The organism is Lentzea sp. NPDC060358, assembly GCF_042725365.1.
Taxonomy (GTDB): domain Bacteria; phylum Actinomycetota; class Actinomycetes; order Mycobacteriales; family Pseudonocardiaceae; genus Lentzea.
The window spans coordinates 21,456-39,725 of the sequence record NZ_JBHXCW010000049.1 but is presented as its reverse complement, the minus strand read 5'-3'; the positions used below and the strand labels follow the sequence as shown (position 1 = coordinate 39,725).

Here is an 18,270-nt window from a genome sequence, read left to right as displayed (position 1 = left end):
CCGCACGACCGTCGGCAGGATGACGTTGGTGACGCTCTGGAACGTGCCGATGTCGACCCGGCCCTCGCCGGCCTTGAAGCGCTCGACGGCGTCGTCAGTGGCGGCGGCGCGGGCGAGCAGGTCGCGGGCGTGGGCGAGCAGCACCTCGCCCAGCGGGGTGAGCCGGACGGGCTTCGGGCCGCCGGGGCGGTCGAACACGGTGCCGCCGACGGCCTTCTCGAGCGCGGCGATCTGCTGGCTCACGGCCGACTGCGTGTAGCCGAGGCGGCCGGCGGCGCGGCCGAACGTGCCCTCGGTGGCCACGGCGTCGAGCGTGGCGAGGTGACGGAGGTCCAGCACGAGCATAAGTCTGCCTTGTCGAGTTGAGCAGAAACCATCGCTTTTGTTAATGCTCTGTGGTTTCTAGCGTCTCGGGCATGAAATGCGCTCTCTGGTTGCCGCTCTTCGACTGCCTCGCCGACCCCCGCGTCGTCGCCCGGCTCGCCGCCGAGGCCGAGGAGGCCGGCTGGGACGGCCTCTTCGTCTGGGACCACCTGCGCTGGCGCGAGCCGGTGACGCACGTGGCCGACCCGTGGATCACCCTGGCCGCCGTCGCGGCCGCCACCGAACTGCTGCGGTTCGGGCCGATGGTCTCCGCGATCACCCGGCGCAGGCCGGCGAAGCTCGCGCGGGAGACGGCGTCGCTGGACGTGCTGGGCGGCGGGCGCCTCGTGCTCGGGGTGGGGCTCGGCAGCGACCGGTTCGCCGGCGAGTTCTCGCGCTTCGGGGAGGAGTGCGACGACCGGGTGCGCGGGCGGGTGCTCGACGAGTCGCTGGAGGTGCTGCGGGCGGCGTGGTCGGGCGAGGTCGTGCGGTTCCGCGGCGAGCACTGCACAGTGGACGGTGTGACGTTCCTGCCCCGCCCCGTGCAGCGGCCGGGGGTGCCGGTGTGGGCGGCCGGGTTCCCCGGGAACGCCCGGCCGATGCGGCGGGCGGCGCGGCTGGACGGGTTCTTCCCGGTGAACCTGTCGTCGGCGGGGGAGTTCGCCGACGCGGTCGGGGAGGTCGAGGCCTTGCGGGCCGATGACGGGCCGTTCGACCACGTGTGCGAGGTCGAACCGGGCGCGGACGTGGCGCCGTTCGCCCGCGCGGGGGCGACGTGGGCGCTGACCGCGTTCGACCCGGAGGCGTTGTCGGTGGACCACGTGCGCGGCGTGCTCCGTGACGGACCGGCGGTGCGGTGATGCGTGCCAACGGTGTGGAGTTGTGCGTTCAGACGTTCGGCGATCCTTCGGACCCGGCGGTGTTGCTGATCCACGGTGCGTGCGCGTCCATGTTGTGGTGGGAGGAGGAACTGTGCGTGGCGATCGCGTCGCGCGGGCGGTTCGTCATCCGCTACGACAACCGTGACACCGGGTTGTCGACCGCCTACCCGCCGGGACAGCCGGGGTACGCGTTGTCGGACCTGGTCTCCGACGCCGTGGGGGTCCTGGACGGGCTCGGTGTGGCGCGGGCGCACGTCGTCGGGCGGTCGATGAGCGGGGCCATCGCGCTGGGCCTCGGCGTCGACCACCCCGATCGGGTGGCTTCGCTGACGTTCGTGTGCACCACAACGGGTGATCCCGCGCTGCCACCGATGTCCCCGGAGTTCCTCGAGGCCTCCTCGGTGCGCTCACCGTCCGAAGTGGAGAACATCGTCGCGGTGCTGCGCGCGTACGCGGGTGCGTCGCCGTACTTCGACGAGGACGCGGTGCGCCGGCTCGCCGTCGAGGACGTGGCGCGGACGGTGAACGTCGAGTCGGCGATGACCAACCACTTCCTCATGGAGTTCGACGCCCCCGGCGGCGGTTTCGGCGATCTCACGGCGCCCGCGCTGGTGGTGCACGGCTCGCTGGACCCGGTGTACCCCTTGGCACACGGGGAGGCGCTGCGCGACGCGGTGCCGGGCGCGTCGCTGCTCGTGCTGGAGGGCGCCGGGCACGACGTCCCGCGTCCGCTGTGGCCGGTCTTCGTCGACGCGCTCGCGCGGCACACCGCGGCTTGAGCGGCGCTCGATCGCGACTGCACGAAAATTGTCAGGGGTGGCGGGTAACGTCCTCCCCATGAGTGCTGCTGGGGACCGGATTCAGGAGCTCGCCGCGCGGATCGTCGAGCTGCGCGACGCGTACTACCAGGGCGAGCCGCTGGTGGCGGACGCCGAGTACGACGCGATCGAGGACGAGTTCCGCGGCCTCGTGGCGGAGCACCCGGAGCTCGCCCCGGCGGACAACCCGCTCGACCACGTGGGCGCGCCGTCGGTGCTGCACGCGCCGGTGCGGCACTCACGGCCGATGCTGTCGCTGGAGAAGGCGAACAAACCGGAGCAGGTCGAGTCGTTCTTCTCCCGGTTCCCCGGCCAGCCCGTGGTCGTCATGCCGAAGCTCGACGGCCTGTCGCTCGCCCTGGTGTACGAGAACGGGCGGCTGGCGCGGGCGGTCACGCGCGGCGACGGCACGACGGGCGACGACGTCACGTTCCTGACGCGCGCGTTGTGCGACGGCGTGCCGGACAAGGTGGAGGCGCCGGGCCGCGTCGAGGTGCGCGGCGAGTGCGTGATGCTGCGCTCGACGTTCGACACCTACAACAAGGCGCACCCGGACAAGCCGTTGATCAACCCGCGCAACGCGGCCGCGGGCACGTTGCGCGCCAAGGACCCCAAGGCCGTCGAGGGCCGGCGCATGCAGTTCTTCGCGTTCGACCTGACGACCGAGCCGGAGAGCGCCGACTCCGACCTCGACGCGGGCCTGCGCAAGCTCGGCTTCAGCGTGGCCGAGATGAAGCACTGCTCCACCGCCGCCGAGGCGCAGGAGCTGATCGGCGGGATCGAGACCGCCCGCAACTCCCTCGACTACGACCTCGACGGCGCGGTGCTGCGGCTGGCCAACCGCGACGCGTTCGCCGCCGCCGGCACCCGGTCGTCGTCCCCGCGCGGCGCCATCGCCTACAAGTTCGCCGCCGAGGAGAAGACGACGGTCCTGCTGGACGTGCGGTGGGACGTCGGCAAGACCGGCAAGATCGCCCCGGTCGCGTGGCTCGAGCCGGTGTTCGTCGGCGGCACCACCGTCACGCGGGCCACCCTCGCGAACCAGGAGGTCATCCGCTCCCGCGGCATCAAGATCGGCGACACGGTCCTGGTGCGCCGCGCGGGTGATGTGATCCCGTTCGTGGCGGGCGTGCTCGACGAGTCGAAGCGCACGGGCGACGAGGTGGAGATCGTGCCGCCGTCGGACTGCCCGTCGTGCGGCCAGCCGCTCACCGAGCAGGGCAACAGCCGGGAACTGTTCTGCACCAACGCAGTCTGCCCGGCCCAGACGGTGCGCCGCCTGATCCACTGGTCCTCCCGCGCCGCCGCCGACATCGACGCGATCGGCCAGGTGTGGATCGAACGCCTCGCCGAGACCGGCGACCTGGTCAACCCGTCGGACTTCTACACCCTGACCAAGAAACGCCTGCTGGAGTTCGACCGCGTCGGCGAGGTCTCCGCGACCCGCATGATCGAGTCGATCGACCGCAGCCGTTCCGTGGGCCTGCGCCGGGCCCTGATCGGGCTGTCGATCCCGATGGCGTCGGAGGGCACCGCGGCCCGCCTGTGCCGCGCGGGCTTCGGCTCCCTGGAGGAGGTCGCCGACGCGGGCGTCGAGAAGCTGGTGGCCGTCGAGGACATCGGCCAGAAGGTGGCGGAGTCCCTGACCGCCCACCTGGCCCGCCTGCGCCCGGAGATCGAGCGCCTGCGCGAACGCGGTGTCTCCCTGGAGGTCCGCGAGGAGGACCTGCCCCCGGTCGTGGTGTCCGGCGCACCGCTCGAGGGCAAGTCGGTCGTGATCACCGGCTCGATCAGCGACCCCCGCTCGGGCGAGAAGGTGACCCGCCCGACGTTCCAGAAGATGTGCGAGCGGGCGGGCGCCACGGCGGCGTCCTCGGTGTCGGCGACGACCGACCTGCTGATCACCGGCGAGGGCGTGGGCGCGAGCAAGCTGACGAAGGCGGAGAAGCTCGGCGTCGAGGTCGTGGACCAGGCCGAGATCTGGGAGAAGCTGATCGCGGCGGGCGTGGCCTGAACGAGCGGCCGGCTGCCCGCGCCGGTGCCGGCCGAGCTGCCTCGACCTGGCGGAGTCGCTGCGGTCAGCGGGTTCTGGCTGCTCGACGCCGCCCGAAATCGGTCGCGTACCGCGAGGCGCGCCGCCCGGTTCCCGCTGCGCCGCACGGGCTGCGTCGCCCAGGGGCTCTCTGCGTCGCACGGGCTGCGTCGCCCAGAAGCCCTCTGCACCGCACGGGTTGCGTCGCTCGGTTCCCGCTGCGTTCCACGGGCTACGTCGCCCAGCGGCCCTCTGCACCCGCACGGGCCGCGTCGCCTGGGGCTCTCTCTGCGTCGCACGGGGTTGCGTCGTGCGCGGAACCTGCCGCGTCCTCGGGTTGCCCGAGCGGGCGGGAAGCTCCCGCCGAGCGGCACCGGTCACACCGCCGGCCCAACACAGGAAGCCCCCACGCTGCACGGGGGAGAGCGGCAGCCTGGGGGCGAGCTCTGGGGTGGCCGGTGCGGCGGTCGCCTCTCGGCGAGTGGCTCGACGCGGTACCAGCCGAACGGTCTTCCGCGAGGGCGTTGTGGTGGGGCCCGGGGACTCGTTCCGCACCGACCACCTGGTTCAACGGCACGGGCATCCGTTGTGTTTCCCGGTGATCTGTGTGGTCGGTCACCATCGCGGAGCCCGAAACCCTTTCGGCGCAACGGGTTGTGGTGCTACTTGAAATAGGAAGGCCCTCGAACCGTCTGGGGGTGAACGGCTCGAGGGCGTGGCCTGGGTGGTGGAGCCCCCATGCTGCCCGGGGGAGGACGGCAGCCTGGGGGCGTCCGGCGAACGTCTCCTGGCCGCCGGGGGGACGCGGCCGCGGAGACGTTCTCCAGGACGCCCTCAGACCGCCTGTCGGGGGGAGATCGACGGTCTGAGGGCGAGTGTGGAGATGTCGGTGCGGCGGTCGCCTCTCGGCGAGTCGCACTGCGCGGTACCAGCCGGACGGTTCTCCGCGAAGGCTTTGAGGTGAGGCCCGGGGGACACTGACCGCACCGACACTCCTTACAACGGCACAGGGGCCCGAAGTGTTTCGCAGTCGATCTGTGTGGTCTCTCACCAGGTTTCGCGGAACAGCGCAGGCAACCTCGCCCCGGCTCGGGCCTCACCGGCGGTCAGTAGAAGCGGCCGGTCCTCGGCAGCGACGACGGGGCTGGCGGCGTCCGGCCGTCGTAGAGGGCGAGCAGGAAGTTCTGCGGGCAGCGGGACGTGCCGCTGATCCTGATCGCGATGTGCAGGTGCAGGCCGGTCGAGTTGCCGGTCGTGCCCACGCGCCGGCCCGCGGACACGGCGGTGCCGGCCACCACGGCGGAGGCGAGGACGTTCTTCACCGGCAGGTCGATGGCCGGGCAGTCGTGGTGCGGGTCGTCGTACGCGCTGCGCGGCAGGGCGCTCTTCGCGAGCGGCAGGCTGTAGGTACCGCCCCCGCCGCCCGAGCCGGAGCCGCCGACCAGGGTCTGCCACGTGTCCGGGCCGATGACGCCGTCGGCGCTGATGCCGTAACCGCGGTGGCGCAGCAGGTGCTGGGCGCTGCGCACGGTGTCGCCGGTGGCGCCGGACTTGACGTTGGGCCACGAGGGCAGAGCGGCCTGGGCCGGGCTCACCAGTCCTATCAGGACGAAGAGCGACAGCAGGGCGGCAGCGACGATTCTCATGCCGTGCACACTGGGGACGGACCGACGCCAGCCGCCCGATCACCTCCTACCGCGACCGCGCCGGCACGAAAGCGCTTGCGGCAGGCCGGGACGGCACCCTGCTGGTGACCGCGGGATCCGGCCGGGCCGTGGTGGTGCGGGAGGACGCCGTGCCCGCGTTCGCCGGACATGCCGGTGGCGTCGCCGATCTCGCCGTGCACGGGACCGTCGCGGCGTCCGCGGGCGACGACGGTCCCGTGCGGCTGTAGGGCCTCGACGGCACAGCTCTGGCCACAGTGGACGGTTAGGCTGATGGTGCCGAGTCGGTGGCGTTCAGCCCGGACGGCACCCAACTCGCCGTGCTCACCCGCGACCACGTCGTGTCGCTCCGGGGAGAAACCGTTCCCCGGGGGCCCGCACGTCGCGAGCGTCCTGGAGTTCACGCCCGACGGCCGCCTGCTGATCTCCACCGACCCCGAGGGCTGTGGGACGCGGCCGCCGACCGGCTCGAACGACGCGTCGTCGTGCGGGACCTCGCCACGCACACGGGTACGACCCTGACCGGCCACACCGGTCCGGTGCGGGCCGTCGCGTTCACGCGGGACGACGTGGTGGTGTCCGGCGACGGGCGGATCATCCGCTGGTCGCTGTCCGCGCAGGACGCCGAGGAGCGGATCCGCGCGCGGACCTACCCGCGTTCGGAGGTCTGCGGCACGACCAGGCCGGACTCGTAGGCGATCACCACGAGCTGGGCGCGGTCACGGGCGTGCAGCTTGGTCATCGCGCGGTTCACGTGGGTCTTCGCGGTCAGCGGGCTGATCACCATGGCCGCGGCGATCTCGTCGTTGGACAGGCCCCGCGCGACGAGCACGACGGCCTCGCGCTCGCGCTGGGTGAGGTGGCCGAGGTCGACGTCGCGCCGCTGCGGCTGGCTCACGTACCGGTCGATCAGCCTGCGCGTGATCGACGGGGCCAGCAGGGCGTCGCCGCGGGCCGCCACGCGCACGGCGTGCAGGAAGTCCTCCGGCTGCACGTCCTTGACCAGGAACCCCGCGGCGCCCGCCTTGAGGGCGTGGAAGACGTGCTCGTCGAAGCCGTAGTTGGTGAGGACCACGACGTGCGTGCCCGCGAGCGCGGGGTCGGCGGAGATGCGCCGGGTCGCCTCGATGCCGTCGACCCCGGGCATCCGGATGTCCATCAGCGCGATGTCCGGCAGGTGCGCGCGGATCTTCGCGACGGCCTCCTCGCCGTTCGCCGCCTCGGCCACGACCTCGATGTCGTCCTCCGCGTCGAGCAGGGCGCGGAACCCGCTGCGGATCAACGGCTGGTCGTCCACCAGCAGGACGCGGATCACGGCTGCGTCACCGGGAGTTCAGCCCGCACGGTGAACCCGCCCCCGCTGCGCGGCGCGGCGTCCAGGCTGCCGCCCAGCGCCGTCACGCGTTCGCGCATGCCGAGCAGCCCGACGCCGGCGGTCGTGGTGCCGGGCGTCGCCGTGCCGTCGTCGTCGACCTGGACGAGCAGGGCGTCCGGCCGGTGGTCGATGCGGATCCGGGCGGTCCCGGCGGCGGCGTGGCGGGTGATGTTCGTCAGCGACTCCTGGACGATCCGGTAGACCGTGCGCCCGACCGCGGCCGGGAGGTCGTCGGTGCTGCCCTCGACGGTCAGCCGCGCGTCGAGGCCGGTGGCCCTGGCGCGGTGCACGAGCTGTTCGACGTCGGCGATGCCGTGCGGCGGGCTCTTGTCGTCGCGCAGGGCTTCCAGCGTCGCGCGCAGCTCCTGGGAGGCCTCCCGCCCGGCGTCGCGGATCGCGAGCAGGGCCTCGGGCACCTCCTCGCCGCGCTTGCGGGCCAGGTGGACGGCGACCTCGGCCTGCAGCTTGATCACGGAGATCTGGTGGGTGAGCGAGTCGTGCAGCTCGCGGGCGATGTGCAGCCGTTCCTCGCCGGCCCGCCGCCGCGCCGCCTCCTCCCGGGTGCGTTCGGCTTCGTCGGCGCGTTTCTCGGCCTGCCGCAGTGCTTCGCCGGCGGCGGCCGCGGCGACGAGCCAGGCGATCTGCAGCACGTCCCGTGTCTGCGCGAACGCCTCGTAGGTCGTGAGGGAGCGCGGCGAGAGGATCGCCGCGAGGGGGAGCGCGGCCAGCATCAGCAGCGACCCGGCGACGGTGACGACGCGGTGACCGGCCTTCATCGTCGAGTACACCGCGAACAGGAACGCGACCACCGGCACGTCGGCCCCGGTCGCCTGGTACGCCAGGGCGAGGAGACCGGTGGCCACCAGCGTCGCTGGGGGCGCCGTCCTGCGCTTCGCGAGCACGAGCCCGCTCGCGGCGAGCAGGGCGTAGCCGAGCGGGGTGGCGGGGTGCCCGGCCGCGACGAGGCTCGCGGCCACCCCGGCGGCGATCGCCCAGTCGAGCAGCCGTGCGGTCATGGGAGCACCTTAGACCGCTGTTCACGCTGGTAGATCCTGCACGGGGAGGACTTTCCGGCTACTGCAACGGCGGTAGCCGGGTGTCTTCGCGTGCACGACGACGTCCGGGTGCGCCGGGGCCAGGGTGGGGCCATGACTCTTGCAGCTGCATACGAGATGACCACCGGACGCCTGTGGTCGCTGATCGGTGTCGTGTTCGGTCTGGCCGGTCTGGTGCTGGGCGTGCTCGCCCGGCGGCGGGGCGGTCGCGGTGTGCCGGCGCTGGCCGCGGGCGCCGTCGGCGTGGTGCTCGGGCTGGTCGTCGTGCTGATGGCCGACGGTGGTCCGGGGACCGGCTACGGCATCGTCGGCGGATACGTCTCGCTGGTGATCGGCCTGGCCGCGGTGGCGGTGGGCGGCGCGGTCACGCGAGGAGGCGCTCGGGCTGGAGCACGGCGCGCCGGGTGACGAGTCCGGCCGCACCCCGCGCGACGGCGAACTCGCCGAGCGGGGAGGCGACGAGCCGCGTGTGCCGTTCGCCGCCCGCGAGCACCCTGATGTCCATTTCGGACTGGATGGCGGCGCTGATGTGCTCGTGCAGCACGGCGTAGCTGCCGCCGAGCACGACCGTGGGCACGTCGAGGAGGTTCATCAGCGTGGCGAGGCCGACGCCGAGCGCGCGGCCGGCCTCGGTCGTCGCCCTGACGGCCCGGGGATCACCGGCTTCGAGGGCCTTGTGCAGCGAGTCGAGCCGGCGCCGTCCCGCCTCGCGCAGGATGACGTCCAGACCGGCGTACTGCTCCACGCACCCCTTGCTGCCGCAGGTGCACCGCACGCCGTCGCGTTCGACGACGACGTGCCCGAGCTCGCCCGCGAACCCGCTGGCACCCCGGTACACCTCGCCGCCCAGCACGACGCCCGCGCCGATGCCGACGTCGGCCGACACGTGCACGAAGTCCGCGCCCGCCAGGTGCCGCGGCCACAGGTGGGCCAGGGCGGCGAGGTTGGCCTCGTTGTCGAGCTCGACCTCGGTGCCGAGCCGTTCGCCGAGCTTCGCCGCGAGGGGGGACCCGACGAGCTTCGGCAGGTTCGGCGCCCTGACCACCACGCCGTCGTGCACGACACCGGGGACCGCCAGTCCCGCGCCGAGGAGCTTCCTGCCGCCGGTGTGCTCGCGGATCAGCTCGGCGACCCGGTCGAGCACCTCGTCGGCGCCCGCCCCGCGGATGTCCGCCGGCACCAGGAGCCTGCCGACGGTCTCGCCGTCGAGGCCCAGGGTCTCGACGGCGAGGTGGCTCACGTTGATCTCGGCGCCCACGGCGACCGGGCCGCCGGGGTGGAAGCGCAGCGGCTTGGACGGCCTGCCCATGCCCGCCCCCGTCGCCGGGTCCTCGACGAGGATGCCGCCCGCCAGCAGCGGTTCGGCGAGGTTGGTGAGCGTGGCCTTGGTCAGGCCGGTCCGCGCCGCCAGGTCGGCCCGCGAGCCGGGCCGCTCGACCAGGGCGAGCAGGACAGTCCTCAGGTTGCCGAGGCGGACCTGGCGCAGGTGGTCGACGGTGGTCATCGCGCCCAGCACCGCGACCGGACCGCGGGGCGCCGCGGACCGGTCGCACGTGCTCGCCGGGAGGTCATCGGTCCAGGAACTTCTGCGCCGCCCCGGCATACCGCTCCCGGATCGCCGGCACCGCGTCCGCCTCGTAGCGCCGGCTGTCCGCGCCGCTCCACTCCGGCGGCACGTCGCCACCGGTCAGCGTCCACGCCGCCTGCCGTGCCGCACCGTCGGCCACGTACTCGCCGGGCGCGGGCACCGTCACGGGCACGCCGAACACCGTCGGCGCGATCTCCCGCACGGCCGGAGACACCGCCGCACCACCCACGAGCCGTATGCCGCTCACGTCCGCACCCTGGGCGATCAGCGCGTCCAAGCCCACGGCCTGACCGCACAACATGCCCTCGATCGCCGCACGGGCGATGTTCGCGGGCGTGGCGTTGGTGAGCGTCAGGCCGTGCAGTGCGCCGGTCGCGTCGGGCAGGTTCGGGGTCCGTTCGCCTTCCAGGTACGGCACCATCACCACGCCCTCCGCGCCGGGAGGCGCGGACAGGGCCAGCTCGCTGAGCCGGTCCAGGCCGACGCCCAGCATGCGGGCGGTCGAGTCCAGCACGCGGGCAGCGTTCAACGTGCACGCGAGCGGCAGGTACCGGCCCGTCGCGTCGGCGAAGCCCGCCACGATGCCCGACGGGTCGGCCGCGCGGACGTCGGCCGTCGCGGTCACCACGCCGGACGTGCCGAGCGAGATCACCACCCCGCCGCCGACGCCGAGCATGGCGGCCGCGTTGTCGCCGGCGCCCGCGCCGAGCCGCACCGGGCCGTCGACGTGCTCGGCCGGGCCGAGCACGCGGGGGAGCACCACGTCGGAACGGCCCAGGGCCAGCGACAGCAGGTCGGGCACGTAGGCGTTGGCCACCGAGTCGAAGTAGCCGGTGCCGGACGCGTCCGAACGGTCCGTGACCAGGTCGGCCAGCTCGCCGGTGCCGCGCAGCCGCCACGTCAGCCAGTCGTGCGGCAGGCAGACGGCGGCGGTGCGCTTGGCGTTGTCCGGTTCGTGCTCGGCGAGCCAGCGCAGCTTGGTGATCGTGAACGACGCGACGGGCACGACGCCCATCCGCGTCGCCCACTCCCGCGCCCCGACCTCGTCGGTGAGGGCGGCGGCCGCCGCCGCGGAACGGGTGTCGTTCCACAGCAGCGCCTCGCGCACCACCTCGCCGTTCTCGTCGAGGCACACCATGCCGTGCTGCTGGCCCGCCACGCTCAGCGCCTCGACGCCGTCGAGACCGCCGGCGTCGGCGAGCGCGGCCTGCAGCGCCTCCCACCAGTGGGAGGGGTGCACCTCGGTGCCGTCCGGGTGGGACGCGCGCCCCTCCCGGACGAGCTCGCCGCTCTCCGCATCGCGGACGACGACCTTGCACGACTGCGTCGAGGAGTCGACGCCCGCGACGAGCGTCATGTCAGCGCGCTCCCGTGAGGTGCTCGATGGCCAGCTGGTTGAGGCGCACGAACCCGAAGCCGCGCTCGGCCGCCTTGTCCGGGTCGAAGCTGTCGTCGGCCAGCAGGTCGTCGTAGGACTCGCCGTCGTTCAGCGTCGGCTTGCCGAGCTCCGCGACTCCCGCGACCTTCAGCTGCTCCTGCACCTCGGGGTCGGCGCGGAACGCGAGCGCGCGCTCCTTGAGCAGCAGGTAGGTCGCCATGTTCGCCTTGGCCGAGTCCCACACGCCGGTGTAGTCCTCGGTGCGCGACGGCTTGTAGTCGAAGTGGCGCGGACCCTGGTAGCCGGCGCTCTCCAGCAGGTCGACCAGCGCGAACGCGTTCATCAGGTCGCCGTGGCCGAACACCAGGTCCTGGTCGTACTTGATGCTGCGCTGGCCGTTGAGGTCGATGTGGAAGAGCTTGTCGTGCCACAGCGCCTGCGCGATGCCGTGCACGAAGTTGAGCCCGGCCATCTGCTCGTGCCCGACCTCGGGGTTGAGGCCGACGAGCTCGGGCCGGTCGAGCGACGAGATGAACGCGAGCGCGTGCCCGACCGTCGGCAGCAGGATGTCGCCGCGCGGCTCGTTCGGCTTGGGCTCGAGCGCGAACTTCAGGTTGTACCCGCGGTCCGTGACGAACTGCGTGAGCAGGTTCATCGACTCGCGGTAGCGGTCGAGCGCCGCCCGCACGTCCTTCGCGACGTCGTACTCGGAGCCCTCGCGGCCGCCCCAGAGGACGAACGTCTCGGCGCCGAGCTCGGCCGCCAGCTCGATGTTGCGCAGGACCTTCTGCAGCGCGAACCGGCGCACCGAGCGGTCGTTGCTCGTGAAGCCGCCGTCCTTGAAGACGGGGTGCGAGAACAGGTTCGTGGTGACCATCGGGATGACCATCCCGGTGTCGGCCAGCGCCGTCTTGAGCCGCTCGACCTGCGTGCCGCGGTTCGTGGCCGCGAAGCCGAACAGGTCGTCGTCGTGGAACGTCAGGCCGTACGCGCCCAGCTCGGCGAGCCGCGTCACCGCCTCGACCACGTCCAGCTCGGACCGCGTGGCCTCGCCGAAGGGGTCGCGCCCCTGCCAGCCCACGGTCCACAGACCGAAGGAGAACTTGTCCGCCGGAGTGGGCGTTGCCATGATCCACCTCATTCGTTCAATGCTTGAACTTAGTCCGGACAGTACGACGCCACGGCGTTGATCGCAATGTTTCGGGCGCGTTGCGCCGCGGGGACCCCGGGTGGTCAGCGCGCCGCGGCGGCCGCCTGGACCGCGGGCGCGAGCGCGGCGGCGATCTCCCGGTAGCCCGCGGCGGACGGGTGGAACCGGTCGGCGGCGAACATCGACGGGTCGGCGGCGAACCGCGGCGTGACGGCGGGCTCGACGTGCGCCACCACCCCGCCGGCCCGGATCACGGCCTGCTGCTGGGCCTGCGCGTACTGCCGGCTCACGGCCGACACGACGTCGCGCAGCGCCGGCGGCACGTAGGCGACCACGCTCAGGTCCGGCGCGGTGGCGACGACCACCTCGGCGCCCGCCGCCCGCAGGTCCGCGACGGCGTCGTGCAGCTGCCGCGCGCCGACCTCCGCGGGGATGAACCTGGTCAGGTCGTTGGCGCCGATCACGACGACGGCGAGGTCCACACCGGTCGCGACCGCGGAGCGCACCTGGGCGCGCAGGTCGGCGGAACGCGCGCCGGGGACGGCGTGCACCCTCACCTCGACCTGGTGACCGGCCCGGCGGAGGTGGCCGGCGAGCAGGGGGCCGAGCGTGTCCTCGCGGCGCGCGCTGCCGACCCCGGCGGCGATGGAGTCGCCGAGCAAACACAAACGCATGTCCCGGTCAACGGGCGGCGGCCGGGCCGGAGTTCCGGGGTTCGCCGAGGGCGTACGGGGAAAACCGGTTCCGCGTCCACTTCGGAGTCCGTACAGTTCGCCCGAGATCCGCCCCGAGCACCAGGACGAGTGACGAGAGGAGACCGGCCATGCGCACCGCTGCCGTCCTCCCGTCCCGCTTCGACGTGATCCTCGTGTCCCCGCACCCCGGCTGCCTGCTGCGCGCCGGGCACCGGAGTGCCTGACGACCCGGAGACGGTCGTCGGCTCATCGCGCTGACCTGTAGTCCCTTTCGCACCGAAAAGGCACTGAGCCATGCGCACGACCACGTTGGCCGCCGTCCGCAACCTGGGCATCCTCGCCCACGTCGACGCCGGCAAGACCACGCTCACCGAACGCGTCCTGTTCGCCACCGGCGCCACCCACCGGCGGGGCGAGGTGCACAACGGCACGACCGTGACCGACTTCGACCCGCAGGAGCGCGACCGCGGCATCACGATCTTCTCCGCGGCCGTCAGCTGCACGTGGGACGGCCACCGCGTCAACCTCATCGACACGCCGGGGCACGTCGACTTCTCCGCGGAGGTCGACCGGGCGCTGCGCGTGCTCGACGGGGCGGTCGCGGTGTTCGACGGGGTCGCCGGGGTCGAGCCGCAGAGCGAGTCCGTGTGGCGCCAGGCCGACCGGTACGGCGTGCCGCGGATCGCGTTCGTCAACAAGCTCGACCGGGCCGGCGCCGACTTCGACCGGGCCGTCGAGTCCCTCCGGCGGCGGCTCGGCACCGTGCCGCTCGTCGTGCAGCTGCCGATCGGGGCCGAGAGCGCCTTCACCGGCGTCGTCGACCTCGTCCGGATGCGTGCCGTGACCTGGGACGACGACCGGCGGGAGGGCGAGGTGCCGCAGGAGCTGGCGGCCGAGGCGCTGCGGCGCCGGCGGCTGCTGGAGGAGGCCGTCGCGGAGCTGCTGCCGGACGTGGTGGAGGAGTTCTTCGAGACCGGCTTGTCCGAGCGGACCTTGCTGAGGGCGTTGCGGGAGGTGACGATGAGGAACCTGGGAACGGTGGTGCTGGCGGGGTCTGCCTACCGGAACCGGGGCGTGGAACCGCTGCTGGACGCGGTGGTCGCCTACCTGCCGTCCCCCGTGGACGTTCCGCCGGTGCGCGGCACCGGCGGGCAGGAACGGCCGCCCGACCCGGACGCGCCGTTCTCGGCACTGGTGTTCAAGGTGACCACGGGCGGCACCGGGCGGCTGGCGTTCGCCCGCGTCTACTCCGGCACCATCCACAAGGGAGAGCTGGTCCGCGTCGGCGACCGCGACGAGCGCGTCGGGCGGATCCTGCGGGTGCAGGCCGATCGGCACACGCCGGTCGAACGGGCGGTCGCGGGCGACATCGTCGCGCTCGTCGGGCTGAAGTCGGCCCGCACCGGCACGACCCTGAGCGCTGCGGCGGCACCGGTGTCGCTGGAGCCACCGGTGGCGGCCGAGCCCGTCGTGTCCGTGGCCGTCGAGGCGCGGACCGCGGCTGATCACGCCCGGCTCACCGAGGCGCTGCGGCACCTGGTCGAGGAGGACCCGTCGCTGCGGGTGGCGACGGACCCCGGGACCGGGCAGACCGTGCTGTCCGGCATGGGCGAGCTGCACCTGGAGGTCGCGGTGAGGAAGGCGAGCACCGACCACCGCGTCGAGATCGCAGTGGGACGGCCGGAGGTTGCCTACCGCGAGACGCTCGGCAGCGGTGTCACGGGCTTCGTGCACCGGCACGTGAAGCAGGACGGGGGTCAGGGCCAGTTCGCGCACGTCGTCCTCGACACCGAGCCGCTGGAGGACGGGTTCGAGTTCCGTTCGACGGTCACCGGCGGGCGGGTGCCGCAGGAGTTCGTCCGCGCCGTCGAGCAGGGCTGCCGGGACGCACTGGCCGAGGGACCCCTCGGCCACCCGGTCACCGGGCTGCGCGTGACGCTCACCGACGGGTCCACGCACGTCAAGGACTCGTCGGAGATGGCGTTCCGCACGGCGGGCCGGCTCGGGCTCCGCGAGGCGCTGAGGGCGGGCACCATGCGGCTGCTCGAACCGATCGCCGAGGTCACCGTCACGGTGCCGGAGGAGTACGTCGGCGGTGTGCTCGGTGACCTGGCCTCGCGCCGTGGCCGGATCGTCGGCTCCGAGACCAGGGCCGGCACGACGGTCGTGACGGCGAGCGTGCCGCTGGCGGAGATGTTCGGGTACGTGACGAGGCTGCGCAGCCGGACGCAGGGCCGCGGCACGTTCACGAGCCGTCCGGCCGGTTACGCTGCGGCGTAGGACACAGGGGTCGTTCCTCCGGGGGGAACGGCCCCTGTGCCATGCTCGGTCAGATGTCGACCTTGAACGTGATGTCGTTCAACCTGCGGTTCGCCTCCGACGCCGAGCCGAACTCGTGGGCGTCACGGCGGCCCGCGGTGGCCCAGCTCCTGCTCGCCGAACGGCCCGCGGTGGTCGGCACCCAGGAAGGGCTCTACCAGCAGATCAAGGACATCGACCACGACCTGCCCGACCACTACGAGTGGGTCGGGCAGGGCCGGCACGGCGGCAGCCACGACGAGTTCATGGCGATCTTCTTCGACACGCTGCGGCTCGAGCCGCTCGAGTTCGACCACCACTGGCTGTCCGGCACGCCGGACGTCGTCGGCTCGCGGTCGTGGGGCAACAACGTCGTCCGGATGCTCACCTGGGTCCGGTTCCTCGACCGGCAGACCGGCAAGCAGTTCGTCGCCGTCAACACGCACTTCGACCACGAGTCGGCGAACGCCCGCCTGCGCGGCGCCGAGCTCGTGCGCGACCGCCTCGGCACGTTCACGCTGCCGGTCGTGCTGACCGGCGACTTCAACGACGTGCCGGGCTCACCGGCCTACGAGGTGCTGACCAGCGTCCTCGCCGACACCTGGGTCACCGGCCCGCGGACCACGCCCGCCTACGGGACGTTCCACGGCTTCGGGCCGCTGGTGCCGGACGGGCCGCGCATCGACTGGATCCTCACGCGCGGCGCCACCGTCGAGGCCGCCGCGATCAACACCTACCACCGCGACGGCCAGTTCCCGTCCGACCACCTGCCGATCCAGGCGCTGATCACCCTGTAGGCGCCCACTCCGGTGGCAGGTCGTGTGCGCAGGTGGGCGCACCGGAAGCCCGTGCCCGGCGCAGGTCCGGGTACGGCCCGGCGATCTGGTCGCGCGGCACGGACGCCAGCGCCGTGACGGCGTCGCCCGCGGCCAGCACCTGCCGCCGCATCCGGTCGTGGTCGACGGCGGCGGCCCCGAACGACGGCGCCCAGAGCGTCCACGGCCCGGAGATCATCGCCATCGTCGGGACCAGGTGCGAGTGGAAGTGCGTGCCGATCCCGCCGAACGAGCACTGCTGCGGCACCCGGCCCGGCACCGGAACGTCGCTGCCCGGCAGCACGAACGTGCGGTCCACGCCGCGCGCGGCGAGCGCCGTGGCTGCGGCCTGCTGGAGCGCCGGACTGCCCGCGAACCAGCCCGACAGCTCGGCCAAACCCGTTGGCCGCAAAGAACCTCCTGCGGGCAGGTACTCCCGCGTGCCCAGGTGTTCGAGGACGAACGCGAACGCGACCGACCCCGAGTCGTACTCGGCGTCGAGGGCGCGGGCGCGGAACTCGCTGCCCTCCGCCGGGCGGTGCAGGTGGCCGGTCGCGAAGACGAACTCGATCGTGCGCGGGCGGCACCGCAGCGGCAGCCGGGCGAAGTGCTCGGCGAGCGCGAGCAGCGCGACGGTGCCGTTCTCCTGCACCCAGCCCACGCCGTCGGTGTTCGTGTCGAGCACGATCCGCTCACCGCCCAGCCCGGGCAGGGTCGCGATCACCGACCTCGTGACAGCGGGCGCACGGCCGGCCAGCACGCCGATCGTCGTGTGCGTGCCGGGCCGCAGAGACGCAGCGGCGTCGGAGCCGACGAACACCCCCGGCACGCGGTAGTGCGTGCCGAGGTGCGGGTCCCAGTAGCCCTTGACCTGCTCGTGCGGGAACGGGAAGGCGACGACGACCCCGGCCGCCTCGGCGAGACCCGCGTCGACCATGTCCTTGTTCAGCAGGGGCTCGGCGAGGTAGCCGCGGTCGAGGGCGGGGAAGTCGCGCAGCACGACCCTCCCGGCGGCGTTCGCGGCGGTGATCGGCGTGCCGGCGGGCAGGTGGACGAGCTCGCCCGCGGCCACACCCGGTGCGGAGTAGGGGATGGCGCCCGCGACGGGCACGACGCCACCGGACAGCAGGAAACCGGGACGGGCTGCCAGCGCTCGATCGCGAACGGCTCGGACCGCACGGTGACGCCCGGCAGGCGGTCCACGCGGTGTTCCAGCCAGGACAGCAGGAGGTCGTGGCCGAGGCTGCCCGTCGCCCGCACGCCGAACGCGGCGACGGTGGCGTTGAGGGCGCGGAGCCGGGCGGCGGAGGCGAACGTCCGCTCGTCGACCGCGGGGGAGCACCCGGCCGGGGCGGCGGCTGCCGGGACGCCCAGCTGGACGGCGAAAACCGTTACGACACCGATGAAGGCGATGCATCTGGCGGGGCGCATGACGCACACGGTGACCGTCGCCGCCGCGGACCACAATCCGCTGTCCAGGGCACCGGCCGCGGCCGAACGTCATCTGTCAACGGAATGGTCCATACCAATCTCCGCTACGGTACGTCGGATGCGCTTGAAATCGACGCTCGGCCGCGCCGCGGTGATCGCGTGCGCGCTGTCGCTCGCGTTCGGCTCCACCGCCGTCGCGGACGCCTCGCACGGCCGCGAGTGCGACACCCCGTCCATCGACCGGTTGCAGCAGTGGCTCGCCAGCGGGGAGGGTGCCACGAAGCCCGCGACCGGCAGCATCCTCGTGCCGCGCGGCCGGCACGACTACTCGGCGAAGATCAGGTTCCTCGCGAACGACTGGCACGTCATGGTCCTCTGGCTGGGCAACCAGTTCGAGGCCCAGGCGGACCTCACGCGTTCGCGCGGCTTCTTCATGACCTACCGCGCGAGTGACGACCTCTACGTCCAGCTGCGGCCCGCGTCCGACTGGAGCGGCGGCGCCAAGTGGCTGACGAAGATCCCGTCCACGCACGGCAGGCTCGTCACGAGGTTCTTCAGCTTCCGGGCTGACAACTGGACGACATTGCCGGAGCTGGGTGCGCCCGCTTACCCGTTCGCCGAGGCCCTGGACGACGCCCGTGGCCTGGTCTTCGTCGGGAAGACGCCGAACGACCTGGAGTTCCGGGGTCTGCGGATCGACGGGTACCGGCCACCCTGCGTTTACTGA

The 18,270-nt window shown here is 73.0% G+C and carries 18 protein-coding genes; 9 read left to right on the top strand and 9 right to left on the bottom strand.

The annotated features are described in order from the left end of the window. On the bottom strand, nucleotides 1–345 hold a 345-nt coding region (locus tag ACFWGZ_RS13685; RefSeq protein ID WP_382451816.1), incomplete at its 3' end, for a LysR family transcriptional regulator. Nucleotides 346–416: 71 nt separating this feature from the next. Between ACFWGZ_RS13685 and ACFWGZ_RS13680 the strand changes: the two genes are divergently transcribed. Genes ACFWGZ_RS13680 through ligA form a run of 3 tightly spaced genes read left to right on the top strand, consistent with a single transcriptional unit; the run spans nucleotide 417 to nucleotide 4,076 of the window. Next, nucleotides 417–1,223 carry an LLM class flavin-dependent oxidoreductase gene (locus ACFWGZ_RS13680; RefSeq protein ID WP_382451815.1) on the top strand — a complete coding sequence of 269 codons (807 nt, stop codon included), beginning with the start codon at nucleotides 417–419 and terminating at the stop codon, nucleotides 1,221–1,223. Further along, complete coding sequence (locus tag ACFWGZ_RS13675) at nucleotides 1,223–2,023, top strand: alpha/beta fold hydrolase (RefSeq protein WP_382451814.1); 801 nt, start codon at nucleotides 1,223–1,225, stop codon at nucleotides 2,021–2,023. Before ACFWGZ_RS13680 ends, ACFWGZ_RS13675 begins: the two co-directional genes overlap by 1 nt. A 58-nt stretch (nucleotides 2,024–2,081) precedes the next feature. After that, nucleotides 2,082–4,076 (top strand): NAD-dependent DNA ligase LigA, encoded by a 1,995-nt coding sequence (gene ligA, locus ACFWGZ_RS13670; RefSeq protein WP_382451813.1) that lies wholly within the window; start codon nucleotides 2,082–2,084, stop codon nucleotides 4,074–4,076. A gap of 1,124 nt (nucleotides 4,077–5,200) precedes the next feature. On the opposite strand, the gene ACFWGZ_RS13665 is transcribed toward ligA, so the two are convergent. Then, entirely contained in the window at nucleotides 5,201–5,740 is a 540-nt protein-coding gene (locus ACFWGZ_RS13665) for a hypothetical protein (protein ID WP_382451812.1), read from the bottom strand. A gap of 104 nt (nucleotides 5,741–5,844) precedes the next feature. Between ACFWGZ_RS13665 and ACFWGZ_RS13660 the strand changes: the two genes are divergently transcribed. Both ACFWGZ_RS13660 and ACFWGZ_RS13655 read left to right on the top strand, forming a co-directional pair. After that, nucleotides 5,845–5,988 (top strand): hypothetical protein, encoded by a 144-nt coding sequence (locus ACFWGZ_RS13660; protein WP_382451811.1) that lies wholly within the window; start codon nucleotides 5,845–5,847, stop codon nucleotides 5,986–5,988. 57 nt (nucleotides 5,989–6,045) lie between these two features. After that, nucleotides 6,046–6,453, top strand: a complete 408-nt coding sequence (locus ACFWGZ_RS13655; protein ID WP_382451810.1) for a hypothetical protein — start codon at nucleotides 6,046–6,048, stop codon at nucleotides 6,451–6,453. Here the strand turns inward: ACFWGZ_RS13655 and ACFWGZ_RS13650 are convergent. Both ACFWGZ_RS13650 and ACFWGZ_RS13645 read right to left on the bottom strand, forming a co-directional pair. Continuing rightward, on the bottom strand, nucleotides 6,408–7,073 hold the full coding sequence (locus tag ACFWGZ_RS13650; RefSeq protein ID WP_382451809.1) for a response regulator: 666 nt from the start codon (nucleotides 7,071–7,073) through the stop codon (nucleotides 6,408–6,410). The two genes, ACFWGZ_RS13655 and ACFWGZ_RS13650, sit on opposite strands and share 46 nt — an antisense overlap. Continuing rightward, entirely contained in the window at nucleotides 7,070–8,149 is a 1,080-nt protein-coding gene (locus ACFWGZ_RS13645) for a sensor histidine kinase (protein ID WP_382451808.1), read from the bottom strand. Before ACFWGZ_RS13645 ends, ACFWGZ_RS13650 begins: the two co-directional genes overlap by 4 nt. A 132-nt stretch (nucleotides 8,150–8,281) precedes the next feature. Between ACFWGZ_RS13645 and ACFWGZ_RS13640 the strand changes: the two genes are divergently transcribed. Continuing rightward, on the top strand, nucleotides 8,282–8,596 hold the full coding sequence (locus tag ACFWGZ_RS13640) for a DUF6223 family protein (RefSeq protein WP_382451807.1): 315 nt from the start codon (nucleotides 8,282–8,284) through the stop codon (nucleotides 8,594–8,596). Here the strand turns inward: ACFWGZ_RS13640 and ACFWGZ_RS13635 are convergent. From ACFWGZ_RS13635 to ACFWGZ_RS13620, 4 genes are all read right to left on the bottom strand, one after another. After that, nucleotides 8,553–9,692, bottom strand: coding sequence for an ROK family protein (locus ACFWGZ_RS13635; RefSeq protein WP_382451806.1), 1,140 nt, complete (start codon nucleotides 9,690–9,692; stop codon nucleotides 8,553–8,555). The two genes, ACFWGZ_RS13640 and ACFWGZ_RS13635, sit on opposite strands and share 44 nt — an antisense overlap. Nucleotides 9,693–9,756: 64 nt before the next feature. Continuing rightward, the gene (gene xylB, locus ACFWGZ_RS13630) at nucleotides 9,757–11,133 is read right to left on the bottom strand and encodes a xylulokinase (RefSeq protein ID WP_382451805.1); all 1,377 of its coding nucleotides are present in this window, start codon (nucleotides 11,131–11,133) and stop codon (nucleotides 9,757–9,759) included. Nucleotide 11,134: 1 nt separating this feature from the next. Continuing rightward, nucleotides 11,135–12,283 carry a xylose isomerase gene (xylA, locus tag ACFWGZ_RS13625; protein WP_382451804.1) on the bottom strand — a complete coding sequence of 383 codons (1,149 nt, stop codon included), beginning with the start codon at nucleotides 12,281–12,283 and terminating at the stop codon, nucleotides 11,135–11,137. A gap of 104 nt (nucleotides 12,284–12,387) precedes the next feature. Beyond that, nucleotides 12,388–12,978, bottom strand: coding sequence for an SGNH/GDSL hydrolase family protein (locus ACFWGZ_RS13620; RefSeq protein ID WP_382451803.1), 591 nt, complete (start codon nucleotides 12,976–12,978; stop codon nucleotides 12,388–12,390). A 315-nt stretch (nucleotides 12,979–13,293) separates the two neighbouring features. Here ACFWGZ_RS13620 and fusA point away from each other — a divergent pair, with 315 nt between their 5' ends. Both fusA and ACFWGZ_RS13610 read left to right on the top strand, forming a co-directional pair. Further along, nucleotides 13,294–15,279, top strand: coding sequence for an elongation factor G (gene fusA / locus ACFWGZ_RS13615; protein WP_382451802.1), 1,986 nt, complete (start codon nucleotides 13,294–13,296; stop codon nucleotides 15,277–15,279). Between the two features lie 53 nt (nucleotides 15,280–15,332). Beyond that, nucleotides 15,333–16,094 carry an endonuclease/exonuclease/phosphatase family protein gene (locus tag ACFWGZ_RS13610; protein WP_382451801.1) on the top strand — a complete coding sequence of 254 codons (762 nt, stop codon included), beginning with the start codon at nucleotides 15,333–15,335 and terminating at the stop codon, nucleotides 16,092–16,094. Here the strand turns inward: ACFWGZ_RS13610 and ACFWGZ_RS13605 are convergent. Next, on the bottom strand, nucleotides 16,084–17,223 hold the full coding sequence (locus ACFWGZ_RS13605) for a hypothetical protein (RefSeq protein WP_382451800.1): 1,140 nt from the start codon (nucleotides 17,221–17,223) through the stop codon (nucleotides 16,084–16,086). The genes ACFWGZ_RS13610 and ACFWGZ_RS13605 overlap by 11 nt on opposite strands. Nucleotides 17,224–17,661: 438 nt before the next feature. Between ACFWGZ_RS13605 and ACFWGZ_RS13600 the strand changes: the two genes are divergently transcribed. Continuing rightward, nucleotides 17,662–18,270 (top strand): hypothetical protein, encoded by a 609-nt coding sequence (locus ACFWGZ_RS13600; protein WP_382451799.1) that lies wholly within the window; start codon nucleotides 17,662–17,664, stop codon nucleotides 18,268–18,270.

Excerpts from the sequence above, each read along its gene's own strand:
- ACFWGZ_RS13680 (WP_382451815.1), top strand. The coding sequence starts at position 417 with ATGAAATGCGCTCTCTGGTTGCCGCTCTTCGACTGCCTCGCCGACCCC.
- ACFWGZ_RS13675 (WP_382451814.1), top strand. The coding sequence starts at position 1,223 with ATGCGTGCCAACGGTGTGGAGTTGTGCGTTCAGACGTTCGGCGATCCT.
- ligA (WP_382451813.1), top strand. The coding sequence starts at position 2,082 with ATGAGTGCTGCTGGGGACCGGATTCAGGAGCTCGCCGCGCGGATCGTC.
- ACFWGZ_RS13665 (WP_382451812.1), bottom strand. The coding sequence starts at position 5,740 with ATGAGAATCGTCGCTGCCGCCCTGCTGTCGCTCTTCGTCCTGATAGGA.
- ACFWGZ_RS13645 (WP_382451808.1), bottom strand. The coding sequence starts at position 8,149 with ATGACCGCACGGCTGCTCGACTGGGCGATCGCCGCCGGGGTGGCCGCG.
- ACFWGZ_RS13640 (WP_382451807.1), top strand. The coding sequence starts at position 8,282 with ATGACTCTTGCAGCTGCATACGAGATGACCACCGGACGCCTGTGGTCG.
- ACFWGZ_RS13635 (WP_382451806.1), bottom strand. The coding sequence starts at position 9,692 with ATGACCACCGTCGACCACCTGCGCCAGGTCCGCCTCGGCAACCTGAGG.
- xylB (WP_382451805.1), bottom strand. The coding sequence starts at position 11,133 with ATGACGCTCGTCGCGGGCGTCGACTCCTCGACGCAGTCGTGCAAGGTC.
- xylA (WP_382451804.1), bottom strand. The coding sequence starts at position 12,283 with ATGGCAACGCCCACTCCGGCGGACAAGTTCTCCTTCGGTCTGTGGACC.
- ACFWGZ_RS13620 (WP_382451803.1), bottom strand. The coding sequence starts at position 12,978 with ATGCGTTTGTGTTTGCTCGGCGACTCCATCGCCGCCGGGGTCGGCAGC.
- fusA (WP_382451802.1), top strand. The coding sequence starts at position 13,294 with ATGCGCACGACCACGTTGGCCGCCGTCCGCAACCTGGGCATCCTCGCC.
- ACFWGZ_RS13610 (WP_382451801.1), top strand. The coding sequence starts at position 15,333 with ATGTCGACCTTGAACGTGATGTCGTTCAACCTGCGGTTCGCCTCCGAC.
- ACFWGZ_RS13600 (WP_382451799.1), top strand. The coding sequence starts at position 17,662 with ATGCGCTTGAAATCGACGCTCGGCCGCGCCGCGGTGATCGCGTGCGCG.